Genomic DNA, 25,342 nt, shown 5'->3' on the forward strand with positions numbered 1-25,342 from the left:
GAAATATTGCAATTTTCTTACCGTTCGCAGTTTAATTAACCAATATGCGCAAAGTTAATACAATTCATTGCCAACATTCCCAGTTATCGATATAAAACATCTTGGTTTCATTTGAACTTTTCCATTTTTTCAGCCAACGCAAAGTCGAGTTCACTTAACCCATCTACATCGTGTGTTGTCAAACGCACTTCAACTTTATTGTATACATTGAACCATTCTGGATGATGCTTTAGTTTCTCGGCCCAAATAGCAATTTGAGACATCCAACCAAACGCCCGAATAAAACTTTTGAATACAAATGTCTTCTTAATAGCATCGCCGTCTTGTTCCCATTTGACGTCATCAGTTGTAATGTCATTAAGTGCATCGAGCTTTGCTTGAATCTCGTCGTTCGATAATTTTGTCATTAGGAGACTTTCCTTCATTTATGCGTTGAAGGTTTACTCTAATGAAAGAAGATAATTTTAAAAGAATGGAGATTAAGAAAACTCAACGAATGGTGGCGATTAAAGTTTACAAAAAAACCGACCCCAGAACTGAGGTCGGCCTTTCTTTAGATAGCAGATAAAGCTAGAGCTTAAAACTCAACCGCTAATCTTGCATAAATTTGACGTCCACGAGGGTCGTGAACTTTCGAGTCGAAACCACTGTTAGTAAACACTTGTGGAGGCTCTTCGTCGAACAAGTTAATACCACCCAATGTTAGAACATAACTCTGCTCTGTATTAAACACACTGCCCAAATCTATGTTGTATTGCGCGTCAACAGTAACAATGCTATCAATTTCATAGAAACCGTCAGCACAACCCGCTGTATTAGCAGTACCACTTGCACAGTTTTGGTCATCGTCGTATGACGAGATATAACGCAAGAACAAATTAGCTGCATGTACATCATGCTGCCACGACAAGCCAATATTCATACGCATCTCTGGTGAAGATACCCCGATGTTATTAAAGTTACGACGCCCTGCACCATCAATCTTACCAGCTTGAGGATCGACAAGGTCATATTTAGTAATGTACGTCGCTTGAATAGTCGGCGTAAAATTGCCGAGTTCTGTTTCTATCTTGTAGCTAGCAACAAAATCAAGACCAGAAGTTTCCAACGAGCTCGCGTTAACATAGGTATTGTTAATTTGCAGAACTGGGCCATTTAGTGGGTCACCCGCTCGTACAATGCGATCAGTATCTCTTGGGTCTGCATTTAATAATGCTTGTGCATTTTCCTGGATAATCAAATCTTCAAATTCAAAGTTCCAGTAATCAACCTCTAGAGAGAGATCTCTGAAAGGTTCGTATGAGAAACCAATGTTATACGCTGTTGACTCTTCCGGTTTAAGATCTTCATTACCCGAAGTTCTAACCGCAACAAACGCTTGTGCACCTTGAACGGGGTCAACAACCTGTTGTAGTGACGTTGAACCACCTTGTGCTAAAAATACCGTAGGTGCTCTAAATGACGTTGAAACTGAGCCGCGCAGCGAGAACTCATCGGTTGCACGCCATGATACCGCTAGTTTAGGATCTACCGTGCTGCCAATAGTACCGCCGTAGTCTTCATAGCGAACTGCTATTTGAACATCTAGTTCGTCGTTAACAGGCAATGCTAGCTCACCAAATGCAGCCCAAACGTCCTGGCTACCATCTATATCAGGGTTACCAATAACAAATGTGAAGCTATCTTGATTCGCCAAGTCATCATAGTCTTGTGCCAACTGGTTTTCTCTGTATTGAACACCCAATGCAAGTGCAGCGAATCCACCACCCATTTCAAACACGTCAAAAGACGTAAATGCTTCAATAACTTCTAAATCGGCTTTTGAATCGATAATTTCAGTGCCAGTAAACGAACTAATCACATAATCTGAGTTAGGTGCTGTGGTGTACGAGGTCGCAAATGGATTGAAGAATTGGCAGCTACCAACACCTGGTGTTCCAGTAATAGGGTTACAGTCTGAACCACCGAATCCCAACAGCGCAAGTTGGAATTCCGTGTTAAGCACATCAGGCACTCGGAATTGGAAATCATTCACCGCACGTGTATAGCTGACTTCCCAGAAGCCTGCATCGGTAACACCTTGCAAGCTTGTACTAAAGCGGAATGTATCCGATTCAGTGTTCGCTGCATCTCCAGGTTGACCATTACCTTCAGCACGCCCAAAGAAAGATACTGCGCGACCGAATGGGTTCTGTGGATGATAGTCTGGTACAACAGGCGCTGTCAGAATTGGAAAGCTCGGTGCACCACCACGTTCTGCGCGGTTTCTTGCCATACCAATTTCGGTTGTCCAAGTGATGTCGTCAGTAAATTCATATTCGGCACGTGTATATGCATTGATACGGCTTTCATCTGGAACATAAGAATAATATGGACCGAAATCGAAACCACAAAGCCCTACTTCAAGGCCCGGTACTGTGCCGCTTGGTGCAAGAATATTTGGATAACCACCAAACTCCTCACATCCGTAAGGATCAATAACAGGTACACCCGGCGCTATAAAGAAGCTCGCTGGGTTACCAAGTGCACTCGTATCATCTTGAGGTCGGCTCAAACGTCTGTCGCTAATGAATAAAGGTGAACGGTTTGTGTAACTTATGGCTGCAATAACATTACCTTTATCGCCTGATGCACCCCATAAACCTTGCAAGATATATTCTTTATTATCACCGTGAGCACCGTCTTGATAATCAACGCTCACCATTGCACCTTCATAATTGCGCTTGGTAATAAAGTTAACTACACCGGCTACCGCATCAGAACCGTACAGTGCTGATGCTCCATCTTTCACTACTTCCATACGATCAATAGCAATCATAGGTACAAGTGAACTGGTATCGACAAAGTTTAAACCTTCGTTTGTTGGTTGCGCATTTACCACCTGGCGTTTGTTATTAAGCAAAACAAGTGTAGAGGCAACACCTAGACCACGAAGGTTGATGTTAGATGTACCTGCAGTCGCATTTTGAGTAAATGCATCTGGGTTATTCTCTGCACCCGTGTTAATAGTTAAGGTTTGTGTAATGTCAGCAATATTTTTAGCGCCAATTGCATCAATTGCCACGCTGTCTACGACAGCAAGAGGAGAAGGTGATTCAAAGTTTTCGCTTCGGCGAACGAAACTACCTGTAACAAGAATTAGCTCAACATCCTTTTTCGCTTCCTTCTCATTTTCAACGTCAGCTTCTTGAGCCATTGTTAGATAAGGAGAGCAAAACATTGCAGTACCGACCATTGCGGCAACTGCGGTCTTACGCGTTTTCAATTTCATAGTGTGATTCCAAATCTGGGCTTATCGCTACCGGCTTTACTACCCACACTTTCCGCTAGCAACAGGCTATTCGATTTCGTGTTGTTATTGTGTGAGGTCTACACAAATGTGCTACCTACGTAGTTGATACTATGCCTCATTTTTTAATTTGTAAATTTATTGTGAATAATATGTTTGCATCAATTTAACACATGGTCAGACCAGATGAACTTAAGATTAATGAGAAGAAATAGCGGGATTGATAATTATCGACGCTCATTTTTGAGCCTCAATAGGCAAAATTTATAAAAATAGTGCATACAAGATTGTGCCTAATGGATAGGCATATCAAGAAGTAATACTGAGAACATGCTCAAGTATGAAGAACGCCGGCGTCATCACGTTTTGTATTGCTCTGAGGCTAAACTAGAGGCTAGAGGCGAAAAAACGCCTCTATGAGATTTTCACGGTATAACCGTGAAATAGTTCTTGCTATATTAAAAATGTATATTACAGAGAAATATTACGAAGCCTTATTAAGGAGCAATAATGGCTAACATCAAGAAGCTACCTACGAGCGCAGGATTACCGCTCGACCTAAGCTTACAGCTCCCTTCTACTTTATACAGTTTGCCTTGTGGTTTTTCTGTAACTTCCTTTAACTCAAAGTGATATTTAACTGCATCTCCACTTTTAACTGGTTCCAGAAATCGGAGTTTGTCTATTCCATAATTTATCATTGATGCGATTTTATCGCTTGGTGCAACGACTTCTTCGAATGCTTTTGGCATCAAGCTCGCTGTAAGGAACCCGTGTGCAATAGTGGTTTTAAAAGGGCTTTCAACTTTACACCTCTCCTCATCTAAATGAATCCATTGATGATCGCCCGTTGCGTTTGCAAATTGATTGATCATTTCTTGGGTCACTTCTAACCATTTTGGTTGTTCCAGTGTATCGCCTACAGCTAAATCTATGAGTGTTTTCATTTTTAAGTCCAATTGGCATTTATTAACGATAAAAGTACTATTATTCACTTGAATGTTTCAATTAACTTTTAATAATAGGTATTTATAAATATTCTTGTTACACTAGCGTAAATTTTAAGTAGATGATCTGTAGCAATGTATCAAGCTGATGAATACAGCACAAACTGATACGCTTCAGATCCTCTGTATCTATTGGCTTTTTTCAGGGCACTCGCTCACAAAGGATTAGTTATGAATCTCAATAGAATCGATTTGAACCTTTTCGCGGTATTCGACGCCATTTACACGGCAGGCAGCTTGACCAAAGCGGCTGATGTACTTTGCATTACTCAACCAGCTGTTAGTAACTCTTTGGCTCGTTTGCGTGAAATGCTTAACGATCCCCTATTCGTGAGAACGGGCCATAGCATGACCCCTACACCAGTAGCTCAGAACATCATTGTTCCAGCAAGGCAGGCTTTGGCTTTGTTGAGAAAAAGTGTTCAGGAAAGCCATACGTTCGATCCGCTTACTGCTGAAAAATCTTTCAATTTCGCAAGCCGTGATTTGCTAGAGGCCAGCATAATGCCGAGGTTGGTGGCACGTTTACAGAATTTAGCCCCCAACATTTCCATTACTAATTATGAAATTCCACGCAGCCAAGTTGTCTCTGCGATGGCGGCAGGAGCACTCGACTTTTTCACTGACGCTTCCACATTTACTGACCCCCACTTGTGCAAACAAAAGTTTGCTCAAGATCGATTAGTTGCATTAGCCAGAAAGAACCATCCGGCCCTTAAAAATGGATTAGATCTCGATACATTTTTACGTCTAGGTCATATAAATGTGTCACAACGCAAGTCAGGTGCCGGCCCAATTGATATCGCGCTAGATAAAATGGGTAAAAGACGCAAAGAAGTGATGCGTGGTCAACACTTTTTAACCGTTCCTAGCACTATTGTTAAGACAGATCTCATCGCTTGTTTACCGTTTCACCTCGCTAAACACTACGACTTAGCCATATATGAATTGCCATTTGAAGTTCCACCTGTGGAGTACTTTATGTACTGGCATGTAAGTGCAGATCACGACTATGCACACATGTGGATGCGAGAACAGATAATGGAAGTAGCGAGTAACTTTAAGCCACATTAATTTTTGCGTTTTTGTCTAAGCCCTATTGCTGACTGTTGTAATTGAGCAATAGGGCCTAATTTCACTAATATATTTAAATCAGTATACAAGAAAGGTTAAAGATAAATAACGCATTGTTTTAAATAGTATTTACATAGAAAAGATGCGCTTTAACCCACCCCAATAGGTATAAAAAAACATACCTGTGTATTTATTTCAAAAGTTTCCAATTATCAACTTCTCGACTTAAATTGTTAAGGAAGCAAAACATCTGCATTTCATTTGTGAGCACGAGGAATTAACCATGTTGAAAATTGTTAAAACTTCTCTTGTTATCGCTGGCACGTTTGGCGTTACTGCCACTGCACACGCAGACGTATCAGAGGCGTTAGCAAACATTTGTACTATTGTTCAAGCAGACGACAAAGGCGAGTTACGCAAAAAGATGCGCGCTGTTGAGTCTGATTATCGCCTAAAATTGCGAGATTATTATTCAGGCATAAGTTGTGGTGGAAACAGCTTAATTCGTACCGCCCTCTTAAGTAATGCACTGGAAACTGGAGAACTATTAGTTAAAAAAATGCCTAAGAGTGACCTAGAAGCTCCTGAGTCAGATGGTAAAACTTTACAGGCGTGGGTTGCTGAAAATGGCTTGCAAGATAGTCCTTTGGCGGCAGTAATTAATGAAAGAATGTAAGTGTTGACATTATTAAATAGAACGGCCCATCTTCATTTCGACACTTATATTTCCCTAAAAAGCGGCTTCGACAGCCGCCTCTCCCTTTTGTCGCGTATCACTGACATGTTATTTGATTGATAAGAACATCAATTACAATTTACAAATTGCCTCTAAGTTTCAACCTATCCGTGACCCACTATTGGTTTTAGTCACCGTAAAAGTAGCACTTAATAGAGCCACTATTCGCATGGGAAAGCACACACAACGCCACAAACATAAGTAATTTTACTAAATATAAAATAAACGTATTACTTTATATACCTTGTTATTGAACAGAATGTTTTTCGAATCACTTAATTGGGTTTTAATTGATCTCGACAAACAAACCATCAAATAAATTATTAACTCGAAGGAATTTAACCATGTTGAAAATTGTTAAAACTTCTCTAATCGTAGCTACATCTACTTTGGCATTTTCTAACTTTGCAAACGCGAATGTTGACGAGGCGTTAGCAAACATTTGTACCATCGTACAAGCAGATGACAAAGGCGAGCTACGCAAAAAAATGCGTGCAGTTGAGTCAGATTACCGCTTAAAGCTTCGCGATTACTACGCTGGTGTTAGCTGTGGTGGTAATAGCTTAATTCGTACAGCAATGCTGAACAGTGCAAATGAAGTAGGCGAACTTCTTGTTAAGAAGATGCCTAAGAGCGACCTTGAAGCACCTGAGGCAGATGGTAAAACACTACAGGCATGGGTTGCTGAAAACGGTTTGCAGGACAGCCCTCTAGCTGCTGTCATTAACGAACGTATTTAATCAATTCACATACCATGTGAACCAGTTCAACATGGTTGCAGAGCAATCTGCACGTTAAGAAGCGGCCTCTGTGCCGCTTTTTTCTTGCCTCAAAATATTCATCAAGCGTTTTGTTTTTATTAAAAGCGCAACTTTATCTCCAGTAATATAACTCAACACTAAACCAATAGAATAAATGCCTTATACCAAGCAGCATAGCAGCTGGCTTTCTCGAGGAAGGTAGGCTCCTAGTTGAACGGGTATTTTGTAAGAACGTGCTCTACACTGCCCTTTCCTTCGAATTAAACACGTTTAATAGGTAATTAACCGAATAGCGAATGCCGATGAGTTCTATATGTAGTTGTAGCTACCTTTATTTGATTATTCGATCCACCTTTTAAAAACGTAACTAAGTTGCTAATTTACCGCATTTAAAAAGGGGAAAATGAACAAAATGAAACGTGAACCGTCAAGCTCTTTGGCAAACGAGGCTCAACAAATAAGGTTCAAAACAACGCTAAAATGACAAAGCTTTATAATGATAACATTTAGCGTGTTTCTTCATGATACATCTTGAGCATAATCACTCTATTGATAGCAATAGCAATAGCAATAGCAATAGCAATAGCAATAGCAATAGCAATAGCAATAGCAATAGCAAATACTATTTATAATTTTAAGAAAATCAAAGTAAAACTAAGTTAATAACCAGTAGAATTTCGCATCAAAAACCTCTTTCAATCCCAAAACCCCAACATCCAAAATCGATACACAAAAATAAATATAACCAATATATTCATACACTTAACAAAAATCACTATCATTCAAAACCAGCCATACGTATTAAAAAAATACGCTGTTATGAGGCTGCATGTTTTTTATTCAGTTCGATTACTTTTAAATAGAGCTCGAACTAAACAAAAACAAACCAAAGGAACTTTAACCATGTTGAAAATCGTTAAAACTTCTCTTGCAATTGCAGCAACATCATTAGCTTTTTCTAACGTAGCGCAAGCAAACGACGTAAATGAAGCATTGGCAAACATTTGCACCATTGTTCAAGCTGATGACAAAGGTGAATTGCGTAAGAAAATGAGAAGTGTTCAGTCGGATTTTAAATTGAAACTACGTGACTACTACTCTGGTATTTCATGTGGTGGGCAAAGCCTAATTAGGACTGCGCTGACTAACAACGCGGTTGAGGTTGGTACGCTATTGGTAAAGAAGATGCCAAGTAAAGACCTTCAAGCGCCAGAAGCAGATGGCAAAACATTACAAGCGTGGATTGCTGAACAGGGACTTCAATCATCTCCTATTTCAGCTGAGCTAAACGAGCGTATATAGAAAATTCACACTACCATGTGAACCATTTCAACATGGTTGCAGCGAAAGCTGCACTAAAGGCTCCTCTTTGAGGGGCCTTTTCCTTTTACATTGTACTACGTCAAACAGTCATTACTATTTCTTAAATTCCAACAAAAACTCATAAAGTATTAATTTGCATACTCAGTTATTTTTCTCGATGTTTCCTCGTCACAAAGACTAGTGTTTAATGCGCGCCATCAAGAACGCACGTATTTAATTAAACCTCGAAGGAATTTAGCCATGTTGAAAATCGTTAAAGCTTCTCTAGCAATCACTGTTTCTACTTTTGCTTTCTCTAATGTTGCACACGCTGACGTAAATGAAGCGCTAGCAAACATTTGTACTATCGTTCAAGCAGACGATAAAGGTGAATTACGTAAGAAAATGCGTAGTGTTCAATCTGACTTTAACTTAAAGCTACGCGACTACTACGCGGGTATTACATGTGATGGTCAAAGCCTTATCCGCACAGCGCTAACAAGCAACGCAAACGAAGTTGGTACCCTGCTTGTTAAAAACATGCCAAGTAAAGATTTGCAAGCGCCTGAAGCTGACGGTAAAACGCTTCAAGCGTGGATTGCAGAAAACGGCCTTCAAAGCTCTCCAATTTCTGCAGAGATAAACGGACGCATCTAAGTTTCCGAAAAAATGTATTGTCCCATGTGATGTTTCGATTCAACATGGTAGCGGCAGGATGCTGCTATTGAGGCCCCTTAATTGGGGCCTCTCCCCTTCTAACCTTCTATAAAACTACTTATTTCTTCTGCCGCCCACGGTGCCTGCTCTCTATGAACCCAATGCGTTGCTTTTTCATGGTATTTAATGTCTAACCTAGTTACGTAATCGGGTAAATAGTTAAGAATACCCGTATCAAAAGCGTCATCATTTTTCCCCCATATAACAAGCGTTGGCAATGATATTCTCACATTGGGTACGCGTATTGCATCTAATTCTTCAGACGTTGAATCTACAGCAGGTACCTGTTGAGGCATCTGACGATAATAGGTCAACATGGCCTTTAAATTTGCATTATTTTGCCAATTGTCTAAAAGGAGCTTTGCATAAGGTCCATTCTCTATAAACAAGTGTTCGCCTAGCATATGCTTTAACAAGGCAAAGTGCGTACGGCGCAATTCACTTTCAGCTTGCGTATCAATTAATTGATGGATGTATTGACTTTTTAAACGCTGCTCACGACTGTGTTTTAAAGATTGAATAAACGCTGAAGGGTGCGCAGCGTTTATGATAACTAGTTTACTGAAAAGCTTTGGATAAAAAGCCGCGAGAGGCCATGCTATTGCACCTCCCCAATCATGCCCAACCAGTATAGTTTCACGCCCTCTTTGTATTGCGCCAACAAAAGCAGACATGCGTGCTAATAATGAAGTTACTGAGTAGTCTGAGTCGTTTGGCAATGGGGATGACTTATTATAACCAGGTAAGTCTGGCGCAATAACCTCATAGCCCTCGGGTAAACATCCTATCAAAGGTTCCCATGCGAAGGCGTTTTCGGGAAAGCCATGCAAGAATATAAGCAATGGTTTAGAAACACTCTTATGAAGTTCAGTTTCGTTAGTTAGGTAATGAATAGCGTTACCATCTATTTCAATAGTCTTCGAAATTAGATCAGACTTCATAAATTCCTTTTTCCTTATTCTCATTCATACAACAGATACAAAAAAGCCGAACATGCCATGTATTTAGCTTTCGTTAAATACACGAGTTGTTCGGCTCAATTTGGTCGTAATGACCTTTACGTTAGCGACCCAACTTATTCGATTGCAAACATACTTTCAGGCATAGCCATTAGGTTATCTGCGCCAGAATGGATTGCAGAAACCAGTGAACGTGTGCGCGTAAGCAAACGGTCAAAATAGAAGCCAGTCGTTAAGAGTTTACTCTTATAAAAGTCTGTTTCAGTGGTGCCCGCATCTAGCTGCTCTTGTGCTTTCACCGCCATTTTCAGCCAGAAATACGCCACAGTCACGTAACCTGAATACATCAGGTAATCGACTGAAGCCGCACCGATTTCATCAGGGTTAGAAGCTGCTGCTTTACCGATATCCATCGTGATTTGCTGCCACTCGTCAAGGTGTGAACTTAGCGCATTGGTCCATGCACTAAACTGCGCATTACCACGAAGTGAATTACAGTAGTCACGCACCTCTTGAACAAAAACGTTAAGTAACTCACCGTTAGACCCCATGACCTTGCGGCCTAGCAAGTCAACAGCCTGAATACCCGTAGTACCTTCATACATAGTACAAATACGTGTATCACGCGCTAACTGCTCCATACCCCACTCTTTAATGAAACCGTGTCCACCATAAACCTGCATACCGTAGCTTGTTGCTTCTTGCGCAGTTTCAGTTAAGAACGCTTTTACAATAGGGGTTAAAAAACGCAAGTTTCGCATCTGCCAACTGCTTCTCAGCTTCGTCACTACCGTATAGCGTCACATCAACCAACTGCATACAGTAAGCGGCAAGTGCGCGATTGCCTTCCGCAAATGCTTTTTGGGTAAGCAACATACGGCGCACATCTGGGTGAACGATAATCGGATCTGCTGGGCCTTCTGGGTTTTTACGCCCTGTTAATGAACGAAACTGAATGCGATCTTTTGCATAGCGAAGCGCACCTTGAAACGCCGCTTCTGAAGACGCTAATCCCTCAAGGCCAGTACCGATACGTGCCGTATTCATAAACGTGAACATGCAGTTTAGACCACGGTTAGGTGGACCAATCAAATAACCTTTTGCGCCATCAAAATTGATAACGCAAGTGGCGCTAGCTTTGATCCCCATCTTGTGTTCGATGCTGCCGCAAGCAACCGCGTTTCTATCTTGCTTTTCACCTTCTTCAGACACATTGAACTTTGGAACAACAAAAAGCGAAATACCTTTTGTACCTTCAGGCGCATCAGGCAGACGGGCAAGAACAATATGAACGATATTCTCTGACATGTCATGCTCACCGGCAGAGATAAAAATCTTCGTGCCTGTTAAGCTGTAAGTTCCATCTTCTTGAGGTTCAGCGCGGCATTTCAACATACCTAGGTCAGAACCACAGTGTGCTTCCGTTAAGCACATAGTACCTGTCCATTCACCGCTAACTAATTTCTCTAGGAACATCTGTTGTAGTAACTCAGAGCCATGCGCCTTAATGGTTGCCATACAACCTTGGCTAAGCCCTGGGTACATTGCCCACGAGTGGTTAGCACCTGAAAACCATTCTGCAATAATAGATGACAACGAGTACGGTAAAGCCTGGCCACCAAATTCTTCGGGGTGAGACATACCTGGCCAGCCGCCGTCTACGTAGGTCTGGTACGCTTCTTTAAACCCTTTTGGTGTCGTTACTTCACCATCAACCCACTTACATCCTTCTTCATCGCCCGATGCATTAATTGGGGCTAGAACATTTTCAGAAAACTTCGCAGCCTCAGCAAAAATAGCAGAAACCAAGTCTTCGGAGGCTTCGTCAAAACCTAATTTCTGATAGTGATCTTGATAATTTAACAGCTCATGCGTTACAAACATGGCGTCGCGTTGAGGAGCTTTATAACCTTCCATAACCAATACCTATATTACTTCAAATAGACCGGCAGCACCCATACCGCCACCGATACACATAGTGCAAACTACAAATTTAGCACCGCGTCGTTTACCTTCGATGAGTGCATGACCCACCATACGAGCACCGCTCATGCCGTAGGGGTGACCAATAGAAATGGCACCGCCGTTTACATTTAATAATTCATCTGGAATGCCTAACTTATCGCGGCAGTACAATACCTGTACGGCAAACGCTTCATTAAGTTCCCACAGACCGATATCGTCCATGGTCAATCCATGTTGTTTTAATAATTTCGGAATAGCAAACACAGGGCCAATGCCCATTTCATCTGGTTCACAACCCGCTACCGCAATACCGCGATAAATACCTAGTGGCTGAGCACTGCCTTTAGCCGCTGTGTGTTCATCCATAATAACGGTAGCACTTGCACCATCAGACAACTGACTAGCATTACCAGCTGTAATACAGCCACCTTCAATAACGGGTTTTAGTCCCTGCAAACCTTCAAGGGTTGTTTCAGGACGATTCCCCTCATCTTTTGACAATGTAACTTCGCCTTCAGACGTTTCACCGGTCTCTTTATTAAACAGGGTCTGCATTGCCGTGATAGGCACGATTTCTTCGTCAAACTTACCGGCGGCCTGTGCAGCGGCTGTGCGCATTTGACTTTGAAAACCATACTCATCTTGCACGTCACGGCTAATGTTGTAACGGTTTGCTACAACTTCAGCGGTTTGCAACATTGGCATGTATATGTCGTTATGCTTTGCAACTAGTGCAGGATCAACAGCACGAAACATATTCATGTTTTTATTTTGAACCAATGAAATAGAATCTAAACCGCCTGCAACCATGATATTAGTATCGCCGGTTCTGATTGAGTTTGCAGCAGTAGCAATAGCATACATACCCGAGCTACATTGTCTGTCTAATGTCATACCAGCAACCGTTACAGGCAAGTCGCCCGCAAGGCCAGCTAGACGCCCAATATTCATGCCTCCACTGCCCTGTGTCAGGGCTGATCCCATAACGACATCATCTACACTTGAAGGGTCTATACCTGCACGAGCCACAGCATGTTTAATAGCATGCCCGCCCAATGAAGGCGCAGGTAGGTTGTTTAAAGCGCCTTTGTAGGCTCTGCCAATTGGCGTTCTTGCGGTACTTACAATAACTGCATCACGCATAAGATAGGTTCCTTTTAATTCGGCTTATTTTTTATAGTTCTTAAAACTGCCGCCTTCTTGGGCCAGTTTTACTAATAGTTCACTTGGTTCTAACCACATTTTGCCGTAGTCGCCAAGTTGGTCACGATAAGTCGTTAGCTTATCTAAAATAGTGCCTAGGCCTACCTCATCGGCATATTGCATAGGACCACCGCGATAGACTGGGAAACCATAGCCATACACGTAAATGACATCAATATCACTTGATTTAGCAGCAATACCTTCTTCAAGAATACAAGCACCTTCATTAATGAGCGTATAAAGTACGCGCACTAAGATCTCTTCGTCACTAATGTTGGAACGTTGAACTACGCCTAAGCGTTCTGCTTCCTGCTTTGCAATTTCAAGAACTTCAGGGTCAGGGATTGGCACACGACTACCCGCTTCGTAGTTGTAAATACCACGACCAGTTTTCAAGCCGTTACGCCCCATTTCAACAAGTCTGTCTGCCACAACCCCATAGGAAGGATCGTGTGCAATGTGCTCTTTGCGAGACTGGCGAACATAATAGCCAATATCAATTCCCGCCATATCACCCATGGTAAACGGCCCCATTGGCATACCAAATTCGGTTAATACACGGTCGACCTGTTCAGGTGTCGCGCCCTCTAGCACTAAGCGATTAGCTTCTCTGCCGTAAGGTTCAATCATGCGGTTGCCAACAAAACCAAAGCACACACCAACAAGTACGGCCACTTTCTTAATGCGTTTAGCCATCTTCATGCAAGTTTTAATTACTTCAGCAGAGGTTTTCTCAGCTTTAACAACTTCAAGCAAACGCATCACATTTGCAGGTGAGAAGAAATGCAGACCAATAACGTCTTCTGGACGGGATGTTGCTGTTGCGATTTCATCTATATCAAGGGTAGATGTGTTAGAAGCAAGTATTGCACCGGGCTTACACACTTTATCTAGTGTAGAGAAAACGGCTTTCTTGACTTCCATTTTCTCAAATACAGCTTCAATGACGAGATCTGCATCAGATAAATCATCATACGATGTTGTGCCTGATAACATTGCCATACGACTCTCTACTTGCTCTTGAGTCAGTTTGCCCTTCTTCGCAGAGTTTTCATAATTCTTGCGAATAAGTGCTAGCCCTTTTTCTAGTGCTTCTTCTTTAAGCTCAAGCATTGTTACAGGAATACCAGCATTGGCAAAATTCATGGCAATACCGCCGCCCATAGTACCTGCGCCTATAATGGCAACTTTTTCAATACTACGCTCTGGCGTATTTTTATCAAAATCACTGACATGACCTGCAGCGCGTTCAGCAAAAAAGAAATGTTGCTGCGCGCGTGCTTGTGGGGTGTTCATACACTCCATAAACAACTTGCCTTCATTTTTCAGGCCGTCTTCAAAATCAAGTGTGTATGCACCTTTAACCGCCTCAATACACTTAAGCGGTGCGAAGAAGCCTCGCGCGGCCTTTTTAGTTTGTGCAGTTACCGCGTCGAAAACGGCTTGAATGTTATCGTTCATCGACAAAGTAATATCGCTGGTACGCTTTATCGCAGTTTCAGGCGTCAATGAGGCCAAGTAGGTTTTGGTATCGTCAAGTAGATGCTCTGGTTTATCTGAAATTTTGTCAAACACCCCAGGTAATTTAACTACTGAAGTTGGCTTACCTGTAACAATCATTTCAAGTGAAATCTGCGGCTCCGCAAGACGTGGTAAACGCTGGGTACCACCAGCGCCAGGTAAAATACCCAGGTTAACTTCTGGCAAACCAACTTTATTTTCAGCGAAAGTTATACGGTGATGACATGCTAAGGCAACTTCTAGTCCACCTCCAAACGCAGGTCCAGGTAACACCGCTACAACAGGCTTAGACGCATTTTCAATTTTGTCTAAAACCTCTGGTAACATTGGCGATAGATCGCCTCCAGAAAATTCACTGATATCAGCACCACCCGAAAAGATAGGAAGTGATGAAGTAATAACAATGGCCTGAACGGCATCATCATTCAGTGCCTTGTCAATACCATCGATTAAACCAACTCGAATGGCGCGAGAAAGCGCATTAACGGGTGCACTTTGCATTGTTAGCGTCGCAACACCTTGTTGCACTGCATAAGCTACTGCTGGGTTTTCCATCTGTGTCATAACCATGTCCTGTTTATCACGTTAATTGGATGTTATTGCAGTGTTGCCAATCATCCAAGTTTATTGGTGTTATAGACATTTATCATAATATTTAATATTGACCTCCAACCCTTTAATTTATGGATTTTGCCCTACAAACCACGCCAGTACTTGAATAATGAATATTTGACAGCAATCAAAACCAGTGTTTTTGTTAACACGACAGATATAAAAATTACATTTTATTTACAAGGGATGGTTTGTTATGCAAGTACTTAAAACACCAGAAAGTGCTTTTTCTTTTATTAAAGACTTTCCATACACTCCCCAATACGTTGAAGTTACAGATACAATAAGTAGTGAAATTACCATGGCCTACTACCAAGTTGGTCCTAAAGATGGGCCTACTGTTGTACTGTTGCACGGAGAACCAACCTGGGCTTACCTCTATCGAAAGATGATGCCCATTTTGGCTGACGCCGGTTTCAATGTACTTGCCCCCGACCTCATAGGGTTTGGACGCTCTGACAAGCCCACTCGTAAAGAAGACTACTCTTATGCTCGCCATGTTATTTGGTTAAAGGAATGGTTTAACCAGGTTGTTAAAGGGCCTACAACCCTATTCTGTCAAGACTGGGGAGGATTAATTGGCCTTAGGTTAGTGGCGGACATGCCTGATAAGTTTTCTAAGGTAATGGTATCAAATACGGGGCTTCCCACAGGAGAACACCCTCCTAGTGAAGCTTTTATCAAGTGGCGTCGATTTTCTCAACTATCACCTGAATTCAAGATCTCAAGTATTATTGAAGGAGGTACCGTTATTCCACTTGATCAAGAAACCCTTGATGCCTACGACGCCCCTTTCCCTTCGGAAGACTACAAAGCAGGGGCAAGGGTCTTTCCCTTACTGGTTCCCGTTACTCCTGATAGCCCTGAGGCACATGCAAATCGTGCGGCTTGGGAAAAACTTAAGAACTTTAATAAGCCGTTCTACTGTGCTTTTAGCGATAGTGACCCCATCACAGCAGGTGGAGAGGTATTGTTTCAAAATCGTATTCCAGGGTGCGAAGAAGCCCTAAATTTCACCGTTGCAGACGGTGGTCATTTTATTCAAGAAGACAAAGGCGAAGAACTCGCTCAGTTGCTTATCAAGTTTATCGATCAAACACATAACGTATAGGTAGAAAAATGGATGCATTGTTAGATTTTACAGGTCAAGTAGTATTAATAACCGGAGCAGGTAGTGGCTTTGGGCGACTCCTTTCCCTTGGTCTTGCCAAAAGGGGTGCCAAGTTAGTCCTTAGCGATATCAATGAGACAGCACTCGAAGAAACCAAAAAAGATGTCAGTGAACTGAGTGACGTAGTGACACAAGCAGGCAACATTGCCAGTGAAGCCGTTAACAAAGCACTTGTAGACTTGGCAATGGAGACCTTCGGTCGCTTAGATATTGCTGTAAATAATGCGGGCATAGCCCATAACCCAGCGCCTGTACACCAAATGACCGAGGAGGTTATAGACACACAATTTGCCGTCAATGTGAAAGGCGTAATGTTTGGTATGAAATATCAAGTGCCAGTTATGTTGGCGCAAAAGCAAGGCCATATTCTCAATGTAAGTTCGTTAGCTGGCCTTGGTGGTGCCCCCAAAGGCGGTGCGTATGCAGCTGCTAAACATGCTGTTTCTGGTATTACACGCACCGCAGCTGTAGAGTACGGACGCAAAAACGTGCGTGTGAATGCAATTTGCCCATTTTATAGCCCGACCAATATTTTAAATGTAGATGGGTACAACACGCCTGAAGCACGAGAACAACTTGGTCAAGGCAGCCCGATGAAGCGATTAGGCGAGCCACAAGAAATAGTGAATACCATGATGCTTTTACTGTCACCGGGCAATAGCTACATGAATGGCCAAACTATTGCTGTGGATGGGGGCGTTACCGCGTGGTAACGAGGTGCAAATAAATTTAGGGATAAAAATTCATACCTAAGTATGAGCTATCATGTTTTGTTCTCTTCGTGATTTGGGTGTAATGGGGGTGAACAAACAAACTCGATTAAAGAGGCGAGTGCAACCGCCTCTGCAATCGAATCTCAAGACGTTTAACCATAGTGTTGGCTCGTAGACTCAAGAGATAGCTCATGAAACGACAAACAAAAACAATAATTCTAAGCGCCTATTTGGCAAGCTCATTTTTTGTTTGTGCAAACGCGTCAACAAGTAATCAAATATCGCATCTTAGTAGCTCCTCTACTTCAAATCACAGCGAGCAAGTTGTTAAGAAAGCACGTAACGACAGAAATCTTTCTTCTCAAACCATTAAAGCACTAGTAAGTGCAACAACTAAAAATCGTTCAGCGTTTATCTCCACGCATATCCTTCATAAGACAAAGGCAGAAAGACCTGTTTTTCAGGCTCAATAATCATCACACGTCTTAGTTTGATACCACCTTTCGCCAACTCAGACCAGAAATGCTTAGGAGTGTTTTGAAGTTTTCTAGTGTCTATGGGGCGCGTACCCTTTTTTTAATCAAAAGTACAGTAAACCCATTTCGTCTTTAGACGCGCGTAGACCTTCTCGATAGGTTTTTGCAGCAAGGTAAACCGTCTTTAGGAAGCCGCCACAAAAAAAGTCATTGTGTAAAAAAACGGCCTACCAGCAATAACTGATAGGCCTTAAAAACGTTTAAATCAGGTTTATGGAACCAGAACCATTTTACCTTTTACTTCTCTATTCATCACTTTCGCCATGGCTTTTGTTACTTGCTCTATAGGTAAAGCTTCATCTACTACAACTTTAACTTTACCTTGAACATACCATGTCAGCAGTTCTTTCATATTATCTGCAAAGCCCTTAGGGTCATGCTGTGTGAAAGAGCCCCAGAATACACCCATAACCGAATAGCCTTTAACTAAAGCTAGGTTCACTGGAAATTTAGGAATTTCACCACCAGCAAAACCAACCACAAGCAAGCGCCCTTCCCACGCCATACTGCGACTGCATGCATGGAAAGTATCTCCACCAACACATTCGTAAACAACATCTGCGCCTTTTCCACCCGTGACTTCTTTTAGGGTTTCTTTCAAATCTTTTTCTTTGTAGTTTATAAGAATATCTGCACCATATTCTTTAGCCAGAGCGAGTTTCTCTTCTGTGGAGCAAACTGCAATAACTTTGGCCCCCATAATTTTACCAATTTGAACTGCCGCTAATCCAGTACCACCAGCAGCACCGGTTACCACGAGTGTTTCACCGGGCTGTAACTTAGCACGTTGTTTCAATGCATGGTGGGCAGTAGCGTGTGCAGTAACTAATGCCGCACCTTCGTTCACGTGAATAGGATCAGGCAACGGCATGACATGGGTGGCCGGTACTAATACTTTTTCAGCAAAGCCACCTAAATTAGAAAGCGCAATTACTTTCTGTCCGGCTTTGAGGTGCGTCACACCCTCTCCCACTTCACTAACGGTTCCAGCAACTTCGTTACCTGGAATGAACGGGAAATCAGGCTGCATTTGATAAAGGCCCTGCACAAGCAAGCCATCTGGGAAATTGACACCTGCCGCTTCTACATTAACGACAACGTGACCCTTTTTGACCACTGGATCGGGTACTTCTTTGTACTGTAAATCATCGATAGGACCAAAAGCTTCACATACTATGGCTTTCATAATATCTCCGTATTCGTTGTGCGCTTCGCTATTTCAAAGCGCATTCACATTGTAGTTTCGAACTCTAGCTCACACTCGAGCCAGAGTGCGTTTTGCTATGAATCTTGATGAATGGTTTGATTGGCGATTTGCGCAAGCGGACGCACCATAGCCCCAAGCTGCATGGCCTTCTCACTAGACGCATTACCATCGTGAGCACGTTTCACTACACCTTGTAAAATCGCGGCTAAACGGAAAAAGCTAAAGGCTAGATAGAACGTCCAATTATCGATATGTTCTATTCCTCGGTGCTGACAATACGCCTTGACGTATTCCGCTTCAGAAGGAATACCTAACGCTTTGCGATCAAGCCCTCCCAGACCAGCGGCATGCGCGATGTCACAAGGCAAACGCAACTGCATGCATTGATACGCTAAATCAGCATAGGGATGACCTAATGTGGACAACTCCCAATCCAGCACTGCAACCACTTTTGGCTTGGCTAAGTCAGACATATCAAACATCATGTTGTCGAGCCGAAAGTCACCATGGACCAGTGACACTTGGCCATCGTCTTCAGGCAAGTTTGCTTCTAGATACGCTATGAGCGACTCTATTTCTTCAATATGCTCTAATTCAGACGCTCTGTATTGCTTTGTCCAGCGACTTAGTTGTCGTTCAAAGTAACTACCGGGTTTGCCGTAATCACTTAAGCCATTGGCATCAATATCAACACTATGCAAAGCAGCCAGCACGCGATTCATTTCCTCGTACATGGCTGTGCGGGTTAGCGCGTCGTCTATTTCAGGTAGTGCACTGTTCCAATATATCTGACCTTCCACAAACGCCATTATGTAAAACATGCTTCCAATAATATTGGTGTCTTCACACAGATGATACGCTTTCGGTACAGGTACTTCGGTACCTTGCAAGGCGTTAATAACTCTGTACTCTCTGTCCACAGCATGAGCAGATTTAAGTAATTTACCTGGTGGTTGTCGACGCAGTACAAAGGTGCCATTGTCAGTGGTGAGCTTAAAAGTAGGGTTAGATTGACCACCGCTAAACTTATCGGCTGCACTGACGTACCCTATTTCAGGGCACGCCGCAGACAAATAACCATTAAGCGCCTCTAAATCGATAGCATGTGGATTCTTTACTGATTCTTGAGACACACCGGCTCCTTACGCATTTTTCTCAGCAATGAGGTTACGTCCAAGTTGCATCATGTGGACCTGATCAGGACCATCAGCCAATTTAATGGTGCGCGCATAAGCGTACATAGCAGACAATACGAAGTCTTGGCTGGTGCCAGCTGCGCCATGCATCTGGATAGATTTATCAATAACATTACATGCCATGGTTGGTGCAACAATTTTGATAGCTGCAATAAGATCACGAGACACCTTATTGCCATAGCGATCCATCTTGTCAGCAGCTTTTAGCGTTAACAAACGGGCTTGTTCTATATCGCAGTGCATTTGCGCGATGTCTTCTCTGATTGACTGTTGTTTGCTAAGAGGTTTACCAAAGGCAATACGCTGCTCAACACGCTCACATGCCATATCTAAGGCTCGCTGTGCACAACCAATCAAACGCATGCAGTGGTGAATACGTCCCGGCCCTAGACGACCTTGTGCAATTTCAAAACCTCTACCCTCACCAAGTAGTAAGTTTTCCGCAGGCACACGCACATCTTCAAATAACACTTCAGCGTGACCGATAGGCTCATCGTAATAGCCCATTGCAGACATAGGACGTACAACAGTTACGCCTTTCGTATCCATAGGCACTAAAATCTGAGATTGTTGCTGATGACGTGGCGCATCAAAATCAGTTTTGCCCATTACCACCATTATCTTGCAGTTTTCATTCATTGCACCACTGGTGTACCACTTACGACCATTAATAACGTATTCATCGCCATCACGGGTGATAGATGTTTCAATGTTGGTGGCGTCACTCGATGCAACCGCAGGCTCTGTCATTGCGAATGCAGAGCGAATTTCTCCGTTTAGCAAAGGCACTAACCACTGTTCTTTCTGTGCTTCGTTACCATACTTAGCAAGTACTTCCATATTTCCTGTGTCTGGCGCACTGCAGTTAAAAATCTCTGCACTGAATAAAACACGCCCCATTTCCTCACACAGAGGAGCATACTCAGCATTAGTCAGTCCCGCACCGTATGGCTTGTATTCTTCAGGTAAAAATAGGTTCCACAATCCAGCGTCTTTGGCTTTTTGCTTTAATGTTTGCATCATTTCCGGTGACTTCCACCGATTTTCGGCATTCTCAACCGCGTGAATGTACTCCTTCTCAATAGGGTACACCTCTTGCTCCATGAAGCTACGCAATTGCGTTAGAAGTTGGTTGGTTTTGTCGTTGTATTCAAAATTCATAACTGTCCCATTTAGCTATAGGTAATGGCGTGCAACCTGTCAATCACATCCAGGTGAGGTACGCTGTTGAAGTTATTAAGGTGGAAACCTCGCGCATTCGCGAAGCATTGCGAAAAACTGGCGTTTCGAATTTGTAGGTTCATATTGATAACGGTCGCGTCGTCGTAGCCAAGTATTTGCTTGAGCATCATGGCAATAGCACCGCCTGAACTAACCACTAAAACACGCTTAGCATCAAGTTGCTGGATACGCGTTAACATGCCTGAAACTCGGCCCTCGAATTGTTGCCATGTTTCATCTAGCAAGTCGTGCTCGAGAATATCTTGCGACCATGCCAACATGGCTTTCTTTAGCAAACGGTAGTATTCAGAAGGTGAAGCGCCGTCCTTTACACTTTCATCAGGAAACCGAGTAAGATAAGCCTTTGCTACAGCTTGAAAATTAAACTCGTTGAGTGCACTGTCTACGCTTGCCTCAGGTAATGCATGAGATGACGACTTGATCCCTGTTTCAATACCGTCCTTTGTCTCTCGATGACGCACCATGTCACCCATGAAAACTGCGTCGAACTCTGTTTGTCTTTGTTTGAAATAATCACCCAACCAAATGGCTTGTTGCGCGCCTAGTTCACTTAACTTGTCATAATTCGCTTTACCAAACGACGCTTGCCCGTGACGCACTAAATAGATATCGGTCATTCCACTCTCTGATGTTATCAATATGTTAACTCACGATTACCATACTAAGGAAAGTGTCGTTATAAGTTTAATTGATATTTTGAATGAGTATGCATCATGTGAAACTATTCGAGTAAATCAAAAACACACAGCGCATTTCTAATATGAACAACAATCAAAGAGTATTCGCCTCTAATAACATAAGTTTGATTTTGCTTAGGCAGGCTTTATTTTGGGTGAATATCAACTATTCAATTAAGGTTTATCTTAGAGCCTGTTTATCTTTGTTCATTTGGTTTAAACGCGTTGATTTTGGTTTTAAGCCTTTTAAGATCTTCAGAACTGTTACTTCCTTGTTTAACAACTACTTGCGAGAGCGCGTTCAAATATTGATTCGCAAGTTCTCTGTCGCCAACAATAATTGCCTGTTCAGTTAAAAGTGTAAGTACAGTTTGATTGTCAGATAACAAGCTATTGGTCCATTGCAAAAGCGCTAACGCTGCCTTGTAATTTTTCCGCTCGTTCATCAATGCGACTGTTCCGACAATACTGTTCCTTGTCCAATACCCTTCTAGTAAAGGGTACGTCTGCATCTGATACTGCTTATCTAACTCACTGTAAAAGTTTTTCAGGTAGTCAAGTGGATTACTGTCTTCAGACCAAAGAGATGCATAGTCAGGACGCCATAGGTCTATCGGATATAGCAAGCTAAAGGCCCTTTCTAATGATATCCCAGCTTGTTGGTAGTGCTCCGTTTTAGGCGCAATAAATGTATGGATCCCTTTATTTGCATACGTGTCTTTACTCATTATTTGAAACGGAGTTCCTCTGTCCGGCTCTTTCAAGACATCGTCAGAAGCAAGGCTAAAGAAAATAAAACCTTTATCAGATTGTGAATTTGAAAGATCAAAAACTAGTGAATAAGGGCTTCCGTTAAATGATGGGGTAGCCAAAAAGTCCGCAGCAAGTGCAATATGTGCATTAAAATATGGTTGCTTCTTTAAATAGTCATAAACTACATTCGTCGCTGTCGGTGACATACCGATTATTGTTCGGTGATGTTGCGTTCTATACTCAGCGTCAATATACGGTAGTAATTCTTTTTGTATAAAATCGTCCATCTTGTCTGGCTTTGATTGCTCAAAGATTACGCCTTCACCATGAATACGCTGAACAGGTGAAGCAAATCCAAATCGTTCGTTTGCATCCCGTGCTTGAATTCCAACCACGATTGATTGTGGTGCTAAATCTCTTCTCCAGCGGTTTTTAAGTATCGAAACCGTTAGGTCAAATAAATAATTACTATCTAGCACGACTACAATCGGATAATTACGTGTTGAGTCCTCGTATTTTTCTGGAAGATATAAATCAATTCTTCGCTCGTCTTGCAAGAATTTCGAGTCCACACTAAAGCTAACCCCTGTCGCCCTAGATTCTTTAACAGTGGTAGATATGAAAGTGCTACCTAAAACAGTAGTTGGTAGTAAGGCGGCAAGGAGCAAGATATATTTGTATGAAAGCATCATTGTCTTCTAATTAATTACCCGAATTGCTAAAGCGACCGAGCTGGAATGAAAACTCTTCGCTTTAATAGGTGAAATGCCTAAAATCACAGACGAGTAAAAGGCGTGAGGAAAATCGAGACATCTAATACAGAACGTTTGCTGTTGCCATATGGTTGAGGTTAATTCACCCTATCGCCTTCAAGATAAAACTGCGTGAGGTAATTTTCTATTAAATACTGCATGGCACTGCGCTACCACAGATAACGCGATATGCTCTGGCAATTCACCGCCAATATCAAACCCTGCGGGACTTGCAAAATACTCACAGAAATCGGTGTTATCTAGACCAGCAAGTTGCATAATCTCGTGCTTGCGGTGAAGCGGCCCTAACATTGCTACGTAAGTCAACGACGCTTTGCTTAACGCTGAAAGTGATTTTGCATCTATATCTCGGTGATGCGACATTAACACTGCAGCTTTAACATTGTGCTGCAAAATGTGCACGTTTAGGGTGTCTATTTCAGGATCTTCTATTAGGTAATTCACTTCGGGAAAGTGTTCAAGTCGTGCCTGTGCCGGGCGTGGATCCCACAAACTCACTAGCCACCCCTGTGCCTTGGCCAATGAAGTCATAAACGTTGCATCATATCCCCACCAACAACAAGTAAGTGAATAGGCGGTAACAGAAGCACTGATAATATACTCTGCCCGTTTGTAATATGGAGTTGTGCTTGGCTAAGCTTGCTCTGGCTATTCTTTTTGATCTCACAATTGCCATAACTGCCTTTGACATCACAAGACCAGATACACTCATTTCCACTAGAAAGTGATTTATAGACCTCGCCAAGTGCCAAATATTCATTGTTTTCATGCAAAGAAACTAGTGCGAGATGAACTACACCGCCACATCCCACACCAAGCTTAAACGCAATGTCTTCTTCATCTTCATCGTCATACACTGCCGTGCGGCTTTTACCATCCGCCATCACGCGATGTGCTTTTTTAACAATGTCGCTCTCTAAACAGCCACCACTTAAAATTCCTAATTGATGACCAGCATCACTAAACAGCATCATGGCTCCCGCTTTTCGATAGCACGACCCTTCAGTTTTATAAATAAACCCAAGCACCCATTGATGTTTATCTTTCAATGGGTACCATTTAGCTAAAAGGTGATTGACGTGATTACTCATATTTACCGAACTTAGTTGCCAATTTGTTAAGTGCTTTTTTACTTTTTCTTTTGATGATGAAAAGGCGCTATGACGCCTGCGCAGCTTGTTGAATAAATGCTGCAAGATTTTCTGGGGGGTTGCGCTCCTGCTACACCTTGATTGCCAATAACAAACGTCGGAACGCTTTGAATACCACGTTGCTGCCACATAGCTTCTTGCTGTCGCACGGCATCAGCGAACTGTTCACTTGTTAAGATTCGCTCCACGTCATGGCCGTCAAGACCAACTTCTTCAGCTAATTTCACCAACACACTGTTGTCACTTACGTTTTGCCCTTCAGTAAAATACGCGCTGAACAGACGTAACTTCATTTTTTCCTGTTTATCGTGTTTCGCCGCAAAATGCACTAATTGATGGGCTTTGAGCGTATTCAGAATCATGCTGTCGTCCGAAAAGTTAAATTCAAACCCAAGAGCATCGCCTGCAGCAACAAGTCTTGCCCTATTGTCAGCACTTTGTTGCGCGGTGATGCCATATTTTTCCATAATATGCTCTCGCAAATTTTGACCTTCCTCTGGCATCGATGGATTCAACTCAAAAGGATGAAACTCAATCTTAACGTCTATATCAGTCAGTGATGCCATGGCTTTTTGCAAGTTCTTATAACCAACGATGCACCAAGGACAAACCACGTCTGAAACCATATTGACTGTTACTTTTTTCATAGACACTCACTGTTGTTTACTATGTGAAAATTATAAATCGACATGGAGTCACGATTGAAAACATCAAGCCTTTGTCACTAGATCAGCGACAGACGCCCTATGATATTCGACCAAATGAAGTATTTAGTCC

At 42.4% G+C, this 25,342-nt stretch carries 22 protein-coding genes and 1 pseudogene; 8 read left to right on the forward strand and 15 right to left on the reverse strand.

Annotated features, from left to right (window positions below; translation table 11 throughout):
• Window positions 1-107 precede the first annotated feature (107 nt).
• The 3 genes from EYR97_RS05905 to EYR97_RS05915 form a co-directional block, all read right to left on the reverse strand.
• Window positions 108-407, reverse strand: coding sequence for a 4a-hydroxytetrahydrobiopterin dehydratase (locus tag EYR97_RS05905; RefSeq protein ID WP_131092891.1), 300 nt, complete (start codon window positions 405-407; stop codon window positions 108-110).
• Between the two features lie 170 nt (window positions 408-577).
• On the reverse strand, window positions 578-3,271 hold the full coding sequence (locus EYR97_RS05910) for a TonB-dependent siderophore receptor (RefSeq protein WP_131092892.1): 2,694 nt from the start codon (window positions 3,269-3,271) through the stop codon (window positions 578-580).
• A 515-nt stretch (window positions 3,272-3,786) separates the two neighbouring features.
• Complete coding sequence (locus tag EYR97_RS05915) at window positions 3,787-4,236, reverse strand: MaoC family dehydratase (RefSeq protein ID WP_131092893.1); 450 nt, start codon at window positions 4,234-4,236, stop codon at window positions 3,787-3,789.
• Between the two features lie 231 nt (window positions 4,237-4,467).
• On the opposite strand from EYR97_RS05915, the gene EYR97_RS05920 reads away from it, so the two are divergent.
• From EYR97_RS05920 to EYR97_RS05940, 5 genes are all read left to right on the forward strand, one after another.
• Window positions 4,468-5,370 carry a LysR family transcriptional regulator gene (locus tag EYR97_RS05920; protein ID WP_131092894.1) on the forward strand — a complete coding sequence of 301 codons (903 nt, stop codon included), beginning with the start codon at window positions 4,468-4,470 and terminating at the stop codon, window positions 5,368-5,370.
• 283 nt (window positions 5,371-5,653) lie between these two features.
• Window positions 5,654-6,046: a DUF3718 domain-containing protein gene (locus EYR97_RS05925; RefSeq protein ID WP_131092895.1), complete on the forward strand. Its 393-nt coding sequence runs from the start codon at window positions 5,654-5,656 to the stop codon at window positions 6,044-6,046.
• Window positions 6,047-6,450: 404 nt separating this feature from the next.
• On the forward strand, window positions 6,451-6,846 hold the full coding sequence (locus EYR97_RS05930) for a DUF3718 domain-containing protein (protein ID WP_131092896.1): 396 nt from the start codon (window positions 6,451-6,453) through the stop codon (window positions 6,844-6,846).
• 924 nt (window positions 6,847-7,770) lie between these two features.
• A complete protein-coding gene (locus tag EYR97_RS05935) occupies window positions 7,771-8,169 on the forward strand; it encodes a DUF3718 domain-containing protein (protein WP_131092897.1) in 399 nt (132 codons plus the stop codon).
• Between the two features lie 261 nt (window positions 8,170-8,430).
• A complete protein-coding gene (locus tag EYR97_RS05940) occupies window positions 8,431-8,826 on the forward strand; it encodes a DUF3718 domain-containing protein (RefSeq protein WP_131092898.1) in 396 nt (131 codons plus the stop codon).
• 98 nt (window positions 8,827-8,924) lie between these two features.
• Here the strand turns inward: EYR97_RS05940 and EYR97_RS05945 are convergent, their stop codons facing one another.
• The 4 genes and pseudogenes from EYR97_RS05945 to EYR97_RS05960 all read right to left on the reverse strand — a co-directional run bounded on the left by EYR97_RS05945 (window position 8,925) and on the right by EYR97_RS05960 (window position 15,098).
• A complete protein-coding gene (locus EYR97_RS05945) occupies window positions 8,925-9,827 on the reverse strand; it encodes an alpha/beta fold hydrolase (RefSeq protein ID WP_131092899.1) in 903 nt (300 codons plus the stop codon).
• A 134-nt stretch (window positions 9,828-9,961) separates the two neighbouring features.
• Window positions 9,962-11,762, reverse strand: a pseudogene (locus EYR97_RS05950) (acyl-CoA dehydrogenase C-terminal domain-containing protein).
• 9 nt (window positions 11,763-11,771) lie between these two features.
• A complete protein-coding gene (locus EYR97_RS05955; RefSeq protein ID WP_131092900.1) occupies window positions 11,772-12,953 on the reverse strand; it encodes an acetyl-CoA C-acyltransferase in 1,182 nt (393 codons plus the stop codon).
• Window positions 12,954-12,977: 24 nt separating this feature from the next.
• Entirely contained in the window at window positions 12,978-15,098 is a 2,121-nt protein-coding gene (locus tag EYR97_RS05960) for a 3-hydroxyacyl-CoA dehydrogenase NAD-binding domain-containing protein (RefSeq protein WP_131092901.1), read from the reverse strand.
• A gap of 244 nt (window positions 15,099-15,342) precedes the next feature.
• On the opposite strand from EYR97_RS05960, the gene EYR97_RS05965 reads away from it, so the two are divergent.
• The 3 genes from EYR97_RS05965 (at window position 15,343) to EYR97_RS05975 (ending at window position 17,503) form a co-directional block, all read left to right on the forward strand.
• Window positions 15,343-16,257 carry a haloalkane dehalogenase gene (locus EYR97_RS05965; RefSeq protein WP_131092902.1) on the forward strand — a complete coding sequence of 305 codons (915 nt, stop codon included), beginning with the start codon at window positions 15,343-15,345 and terminating at the stop codon, window positions 16,255-16,257.
• Window positions 16,258-16,265: 8 nt separating this feature from the next.
• Complete coding sequence (locus EYR97_RS05970) at window positions 16,266-17,030, forward strand: SDR family NAD(P)-dependent oxidoreductase (RefSeq protein WP_131092903.1); 765 nt, start codon at window positions 16,266-16,268, stop codon at window positions 17,028-17,030.
• 191 nt (window positions 17,031-17,221) lie between these two features.
• Window positions 17,222-17,503, forward strand: a complete 282-nt coding sequence (locus EYR97_RS05975; RefSeq protein WP_141354771.1) for a hypothetical protein — start codon at window positions 17,222-17,224, stop codon at window positions 17,501-17,503.
• A gap of 274 nt (window positions 17,504-17,777) precedes the next feature.
• On the opposite strand, the gene EYR97_RS05980 is transcribed toward EYR97_RS05975, so the two are convergent.
• The 8 genes from EYR97_RS05980 to EYR97_RS06010 form a co-directional block, all read right to left on the reverse strand.
• Window positions 17,778-18,752 (reverse strand): NADPH:quinone oxidoreductase family protein, encoded by a 975-nt coding sequence (locus EYR97_RS05980; protein WP_131092904.1) that lies wholly within the window; start codon window positions 18,750-18,752, stop codon window positions 17,778-17,780.
• A gap of 95 nt (window positions 18,753-18,847) precedes the next feature.
• Window positions 18,848-19,906 carry a phosphotransferase family protein gene (locus EYR97_RS05985; protein ID WP_131092905.1) on the reverse strand — a complete coding sequence of 353 codons (1,059 nt, stop codon included), beginning with the start codon at window positions 19,904-19,906 and terminating at the stop codon, window positions 18,848-18,850.
• A 9-nt stretch (window positions 19,907-19,915) separates the two neighbouring features.
• Complete coding sequence (locus tag EYR97_RS05990; protein ID WP_131092906.1) at window positions 19,916-21,130, reverse strand: acyl-CoA dehydrogenase family protein; 1,215 nt, start codon at window positions 21,128-21,130, stop codon at window positions 19,916-19,918.
• A gap of 11 nt (window positions 21,131-21,141) precedes the next feature.
• On the reverse strand, window positions 21,142-21,828 hold the full coding sequence (locus tag EYR97_RS05995; RefSeq protein ID WP_131092907.1) for a histidine phosphatase family protein: 687 nt from the start codon (window positions 21,826-21,828) through the stop codon (window positions 21,142-21,144).
• Between the two features lie 257 nt (window positions 21,829-22,085).
• Window positions 22,086-23,213, reverse strand: a complete 1,128-nt coding sequence (locus EYR97_RS06000; protein ID WP_165477988.1) for an alpha/beta hydrolase — start codon at window positions 23,211-23,213, stop codon at window positions 22,086-22,088.
• Between the two features lie 297 nt (window positions 23,214-23,510).
• A complete protein-coding gene (locus EYR97_RS22215) occupies window positions 23,511-23,945 on the reverse strand; it encodes an XdhC family protein (protein WP_242634916.1) in 435 nt (144 codons plus the stop codon).
• Window positions 23,942-24,505, reverse strand: coding sequence for an XdhC family protein (locus tag EYR97_RS22220; protein WP_242634917.1), 564 nt, complete (start codon window positions 24,503-24,505; stop codon window positions 23,942-23,944). Before EYR97_RS22220 ends, EYR97_RS22215 begins: the two co-directional genes overlap by 4 nt.
• Window positions 24,506-24,543: 38 nt before the next feature.
• On the reverse strand, window positions 24,544-25,212 hold the full coding sequence (locus tag EYR97_RS06010; protein ID WP_131092909.1) for a DsbA family oxidoreductase: 669 nt from the start codon (window positions 25,210-25,212) through the stop codon (window positions 24,544-24,546).
• Between the last annotated feature and the right edge of the window lie 130 nt (window positions 25,213-25,342).

Source organism: Alteromonas sp. KUL42, assembly GCF_006538325.1.
Taxonomy (GTDB): Bacteria; Pseudomonadota; Gammaproteobacteria; order Enterobacterales; family Alteromonadaceae; genus Alteromonas.